Below are 617 nucleotides of genomic sequence, written 5' to 3'. Positions count from 1 at the left end.
CTGAAACCGTACCGTCTTGTTGGCGCCATTGGTTCACAAAACTTTTGCCGACAAATTCTTTCATGCTGTACATATTCAGATACAGCTCTTTGCCCAAGCAGCTTTCCGGCAGCTTGCCCGATACGGTCAGCGTATTGTTTTTATAGGCAGTCTTCATGTGGTTTTTTAAAACACTGCACTTCCCTTCCTTATCTTCAAGCGTCAATTTGTTTTGAATGTTCAGATTCGGCAGCGGCGGATTGGTACGGATGACCAAGCTTCCGTCTTCTTCTTTTTCAGCACGCAGTTCAACGGTTTTATACGCCAACATATTGGGGTCGGGCGGCGTCATAAAGCTTTCGGCAGAATCGGAAGCAAAATCATCCGGATTCTTCACATCGCCCCACAGGCTGCGGTCGAGTATCAGATGCCCATCAATATGGCGTATGCCCTTATCGCGCATCTGTTGCTGCATTTGCACCAAATCATGCTGGTCAAACACAGGATCGCCGCTCCCCACCCAATACACATTGCCTTTCAGTGTATCGCCTTTGATTGAGCCGTTGGTTTTAAACTCAGTTTTCCAACGATAATCGCCGCCCAGCATACGAAACGCGGTAAACGCCGTTACCAGCTTC

At 48.1% G+C, this 617-nt stretch carries 1 protein-coding gene; it reads right to left on the bottom strand.

Features of this window, described 5'->3' with window-relative positions:
• Positions 1 to 617, bottom strand: a 617-nt coding sequence (locus ACTHUM_RS17510; protein WP_440403629.1) for a D-alanyl-D-alanine carboxypeptidase, incomplete at both ends; no start/stop codon positions are given.

It is taken from the genome of Neisseria sp. P0021.S006, assembly GCF_051956895.1.
This window is presented reverse-complemented; position numbering and strand designations above follow the sequence as displayed.